The organism is Streptomyces sp. CO7, from assembly GCF_053474865.1.
This window is the reverse complement of sequence record NZ_JBRIOU010000002.1, coordinates 575,026-578,513: the sequence shown is the minus strand read 5'-3', so window position 1 is coordinate 578,513 and position 3,488 is coordinate 575,026. Positions and strand designations below refer to the sequence as shown.

Below are 3,488 nucleotides of genomic sequence, written 5' to 3'. Positions count from 1 at the left end.
GCACGCGCGCCTCCCGTCCCGACGCGAAGACACCCGCCGCGGACGCGGGCACCGCCTTGCTCGCCCCCGACGTGACGCCCCCCGACAGCACGGTGGTGCGGGCCGGTCGGATCTCCTGGCTGTTCCCCCGCCGCACCGCCGTCGTCGCGCTCGGTCTGCTGCTGCTCGGCGTGGTGGTGGTCGCGCTGGCCTCGTTCGCCAGCTCGACCGGCATGAGCTTCGCCCGCACCGTCGAGGGCCTCCTGGGCACCGGCGACTCCGCGACGGTGATGCTGGTGCGGGACTTCCGGCTGCCGCGCATCATGGTGGCGCTGCTGGTGGGCGCCGCGCTCGGCGTGGCGGGCTGTCTGCTGCAGACCCTGGCCGGCAACCGCCTCGCCACCCCCGACGTGATCGGCGTCAACGAGGGCGCCACCGCTGTGGTGGTGGCCTCCGTGGTCGGCTCCAGCACGGGGACCATCGGCGACTGGTGGCTGGGCCCGCTGGGCGCCGCCGCGGCCGCCGCGCTGGTGGTGCTGTGCGCGGGCGGCGTCGGCACCCGCGGCCACCGGGTGCTGGTGGTCGGCATCGGTGTCTCCACGGTGATCGGCGCCGTCACCGACCTGGTGATGTCCCGGGAGAACGACAACACGGCCGGCGGCGTCTTCCTGTGGACCGTGGGCAGCCTCAACGGCCGGGACTGGTCCGTCGGAACCCCGCTGCTGTGGGTCCTGGCGGTCCTGGTGCCGCTCGCCCTGGCCGCGGGCAACCGGCTCCAGCTGCTGCGGCTGGACGACGAACTCGCCGCGAGCCTCGGCGTCGACCTGCGGCGCACCCGCGGGGCGGCGCTGGCCCTGGCGGTCGCCCTGTCGGGCTGCGCCGTCGGCGTCGGCGGCCCGATCGCCTTCGTCGCGCTGGCCGCGCCGATCGTGGCGTCCCGGCTGGCCGGGCCGACCCGGGTTCCCGTCCTCGGCTCCGCGCTGGCCGGCGCCGTGCTGATCGCGGCGGCGGACGCGCTGGGCCGGGTCGTCGCCCCGGTGGAGATCCCGGTCGGCGTCGTCACCAGCGTGCTCGGCGGGCCCTTCCTGCTGTGGGTGCTGTTCCGCGACAGCTCCGAGACCGTCTGAGCGCCCACGCCCCGTGCCGTGCCCGAACCCCTGAGAGGAACATCCGTCTTGAGCCCCATGAGCTCCGCCGAGGGCCTCCACCTGGAGGTCCAGGGCCTGGTCGCCGGGTACGGCGGCCGGCGTGTGGTCGACGGCGTCGACCTGTCGGTGCCCGCCGGGAAGGTCGTCGCGATCGTCGGCCCCAACGGGTGCGGCAAGTCCACCCTGCTGCGCTCCATAGCCCGGCTGCACGACCCCGAGGTCGGCACCGTGCGGGTGGGCGAGGAGGACGTGCGGAAGCTGAAGCGCCGCACCGCCGCCCGCCGCATCGGCCTGCTGCCGCAGGCGCCCACCGCTCCCGAGGCGGTCACCGTGGCCGGACTGGTGCGCTACGGCCGTCACCCGCACCAGGGTCTGCTGCGCCAGTGGTCCCGCGAGGACGAGGCCGCGGTGCGCGCCGCCCTGGAGGCCACCGGCACGCTGGAGCTGGCCGGCCGCCGGGTGGACCGCCTCTCCGGCGGCCAGCGGCAGCGCTGCTGGCTCGCGGTGGTGCTGGCCCAGGAGACGCCGGTGGTGCTCCTCGACGAGCCGACCTCCGCCCTCGACCTCGGCCACGCGGTGGACGTCCTGGAACTGGTCCGCGAGGTCGCCGCCGCCGGCCGCACGGTGGTGATGGTCCTCCACGACCTCGCCCTGGCCGCGCGGTACGCCGACACGGTGGTCGCCATGAAGGACGGCAGGGTCGTCGCCGAGGGGGCGCCCCGCGAGGTCGTCACCGCAGCCCTGGTGAAGGAGCTGTACGGCATCGACGCCGACATCCTCACCGCCCCGGGCGACGGCTCCCCCGTCGTCGTCCCCGTTGCCCGCGTCCCGGCCTGACCTGCCCGTCCGTCACGGCACGTCGTGACACGGCACGGACGGGACGCGGGGCGTCACCCGAAAACGGGGTGAAGGACGCACAACGCGCCGCTAGGTTCGGGGCATGACCGCCTCTCGCCCCGCGCACATCGCCATGTTCTCCATCGCCGCCCACGGCCACGTGAACCCGAGCCTGGAGGTGATCCGGGAGCTGGTGCGGCGCGGGCATCGCGTCACCTATGCCGTCCCACCGCTCTTCGCGGAGAAGGTCGCCGTCACGGGTGCGGAGGTCAGGCCGTGGAACTCCACCCTGCCCTCCCCGGAGGACCCGCCGGAGGCCTGGGGTTCGACCCTGCTGGACAACGTGGAGCCCTTCCTCGACGACGCGATGCAGGCGCTCCCGCAGCTCGAGGCCGCCTACGAGGGCGACCGGCCCGACCTGGTGCTGTACGACATCGCGGCCTACCCCGCCCGCGTCCTCGCCCACCGCTGGGGCGTGCCCGCGATCTGCCTCTCCCCCGCCATGGTCGCCTGGGAGGGTTACGAGAAGGAGGTGGGCGAGCCGATGTGGGAGGAGCCGCGGAGGACGCCGCGCGGGCAGGCCTACTACGCCCGGTTCCAGAAGTGGCTGGACGACAACGGCGTACCGCTGGACCCTGACACCTTCGGCGGACGGCCCGACCGCGCCCTGGTCCTCATCCCGCGGGCCCTGCAGCCGCACGCCGACCGGGTGAACGAGGACGTGTACACGTTCGTCGGCGCCTGCCAGGACGATGCGGCGGCGCAGGGCGGCTGGGAGCGTCCGGCCGGGGCCGGGAAGGTGGTCCTGGTGTCGCTCGGGTCGGCCTTCACCCAGCGGCCCGGCTTCTACCGGGAGTGCGTGCAGGCGTTCGGCGACCTGCCCGGCTGGCACACGGTGCTGCAGATCGGCAGGCACGTCGATCCCTCGGAACTCGGGGCCGTGCCGCCCACCGTGGAGGTCCACGACTGGGTGCCGCAGCGCGCGATCCTCGCGGAGGCCGACCTGTTCGTCACCCACGCGGGCGCGGGCGGCAGCCAGGAGGGCCTGGCGAGCGCGACCCCGATGATCGCCGTCCCGCAGGCGGCGGACCAGTTCATGAACGCGGACGCCCTCGCAGGCCTCGGCGTCGCACGGCACCTCCCCGCGGAGGAGGCCACCGCCGAGTCGCTGCGCGCGGCGGCCCTGGCCCTGGTCGACGACCCCGAGGTGGCCGCCCGCCTGGCCGCGATCCGCGCGGAGATGGCCGCGGAGGGCGGCACCCGGCGCGCCGCCGGCCTGATCGAGGCGGAGCTGCCCGGCGGCGAGGGCCTCTCCGTCTGATCATGCGGCGCGGCCCGGAAACCGAGGAGCCCCCACCGAGCCCGCACCGCCCGACGGCCCGCCCGCCGGGGCATCGGCCGTCCGCCGAGGCGTCGGACGTCCGCCGAGGCCCGGTCAGCCTGGCAGCGCGTCGACGGCCGCCTGCCACGGGTAGGCGGCCACGTCGTCCTCGCGCGGCGGATGCGGCACGAACCCGCCCTCGC

At 75.6% G+C, this 3,488-nt stretch carries 3 protein-coding genes; all 3 read left to right on the top strand.

Annotated features, from left to right (window positions below):
- Positions 1-56: 56 nt before the first annotated feature.
- Positions 57-1,106: a FecCD family ABC transporter permease gene (locus tag ACOV8S_RS04575; RefSeq protein ID WP_448317349.1), complete on the top strand. Its 1,050-nt coding sequence runs from the start codon at positions 57-59 to the stop codon at positions 1,104-1,106.
- Positions 1,107-1,163: 57 nt separating this feature from the next.
- The gene (locus ACOV8S_RS04570) at positions 1,164-1,964 is read left to right on the top strand and encodes an ABC transporter ATP-binding protein (RefSeq protein WP_448317348.1); all 801 of its coding nucleotides are present in this window, start codon (positions 1,164-1,166) and stop codon (positions 1,962-1,964) included.
- Positions 1,965-2,067: 103 nt separating this feature from the next.
- A complete protein-coding gene (gene mgt / locus ACOV8S_RS04565; RefSeq protein ID WP_448316229.1) occupies positions 2,068-3,285 on the top strand; it encodes a macrolide-inactivating glycosyltransferase in 1,218 nt (405 codons plus the stop codon).
- The last annotated feature ends 203 nt before the right edge of the window (positions 3,286-3,488 follow it).

Bases quoted from the DNA above. Each gene is read 5' to 3' on its own strand.
- ACOV8S_RS04570 (WP_448317348.1), top strand. From the start codon at position 1,164: ATGAGCTCCGCCGAGGGCCTCCACCTGGAGGTCCAGGGCCTGGTCGCC.
- mgt (WP_448316229.1), top strand. From the start codon at position 2,068: ATGACCGCCTCTCGCCCCGCGCACATCGCCATGTTCTCCATCGCCGCC.